Origin of the sequence: Staphylococcus sp. HMSC13A10 (assembly GCF_001808005.1) — a bacterium.
GTDB lineage: Bacteria > Bacillota > Bacilli > Staphylococcales > Staphylococcaceae > Staphylococcus > Staphylococcus pasteuri.
In genome coordinates this window covers 1-1528 of record NZ_KV791860.1, presented here as the reverse complement: position 1 = coordinate 1528, position 1528 = coordinate 1, and the positions used below count along the sequence as shown (strand labels likewise).

Below are 1528 nucleotides of genomic sequence, written 5' to 3'. Positions count from 1 at the left end.
TGCGCCCAACATACTCAAATCTTTCGCTACCGCTTTTCGCGTTACTTTATCCAATTTGGGTGTGACCAATCGACTGCCCTATGCCTTCTTCTTAACGAAATTCGGCACACTTAATATTTAAACTTTCAGCCATTTGTTATATATGCTATCTTTTTAAAAAGTCCATTATACCCAATAAATTCACATACTTTATATGTACATTATGTATGTTGATATTTAACACAAAATTTTCTCACAAAATAATAATTACTAAATTTACTTTTTCCGTTTATATTTTAATACCGAGGGTAAATTCGTTAAAGGAGTGTGATTTAAATGAAAGCAGTGACGTATCAAGGTCATAAAAATATGGAAGTTCGTGAAGTAAGTGATCCAACAATAGAAGAATCAACAGATGCAATTATTAAAATAACAGCTTCAGGTATATGTGGTTCTGATTTACACCTATATCATCAAGGTGATTTATTTATGGATCCTGGTTTTGTTATTGGACATGAGCCGATGGGCATTGTAGAAGAAGTAGGAAAAGATGTTAAAACTTAAAAAAAAGGTGATAGAGTTGTTATACCTTTTAACATAGGTTGCGGCGATTGTTTCTATTGTAATAACGACATGGAATCTCAATGTGATAATTCTAATCCATCACCAGCAAGTTGGAAAATGGATAACGGTGGTCTGTTCGGATTTGGTAGTGCTATGCATGGAAACCACAGGGGTGGTCAAGCTGAATATTTAAGAGTACCCTTTGCTGACTTCTCTTCATTCAAAGTTCCGGATAATGATTTGAAAGACGAACAAGTATTGTTTTTATCTGATGTTGTCCCGACAGCTTATTGGAGTGTTGAACATGCAGGCGTAAAATCTGGGGATACTGTTATTGTTCTCGGTTGTGGCCCAATCGGTTTAATGGCACAAAAATTTGCTAAGTTAAAAGGTGCCGAACGAGTTATTGCCATTGACAATGTAGAACATAGATTAAACCATGCAAGAAAATATAACAGTGCTGAAGTGTATAATTTTTCTAAAGAAGATAATATTGGAAAACTACTTCATGAAACGACACGTGGCGGTGCAGATGTTGTTATAGATTGTGTAGGAATGGATGGACAAGTAGCTCAAGATGATTTAGAATTAAATTCAAATTCAGCTCAACGAGGTAATATTAGTCCAATTATCACAGCAGCTGAATCAGTAAGAAAATTTGGTACCATTCAATTAACTGGTATTTATGGAACACCATCAGATAATTATCCAATAGATTTAATTTTTAATAGAAATGTTCAAGTGAAAAGTGGTCAAGCACCAGTTATTCATCAAATGCCAAAATTATATGAAATGATTAAAAACGAAATTTTTGATCCAACAGAAATTATAACGCATACAATGCCTTTAGAAGATGCAAAACAAGCGTATGATATTTTCGATCAGAAAAAAGATAACAATATTAAAGTCATTTTAAAACCACAATAATAAATATACAAAAGAGCCTATGCACATTGTACTGAACCCCAAAAGTTGTACTTTGGTT

Annotated in this window: 2 pseudogenes; one reads left to right on the top strand and one right to left on the bottom strand. The window is 33.4% G+C overall.

The features are described from left to right. Window positions 1–136 (bottom strand): annotated as a pseudogene (locus HMPREF3125_RS12685) (plasmid mobilization relaxosome protein MobC); the annotation flags it as partial. 179 nt (window positions 137–315) lie between these two features. On the opposite strand from HMPREF3125_RS12685, the pseudogene HMPREF3125_RS07585 reads away from it, so the two are divergent. Beyond that, a pseudogene (locus tag HMPREF3125_RS07585) lies at window positions 316–1470 on the top strand (zinc-dependent alcohol dehydrogenase). The last annotated feature ends 58 nt before the right edge of the window (window positions 1471–1528 follow it).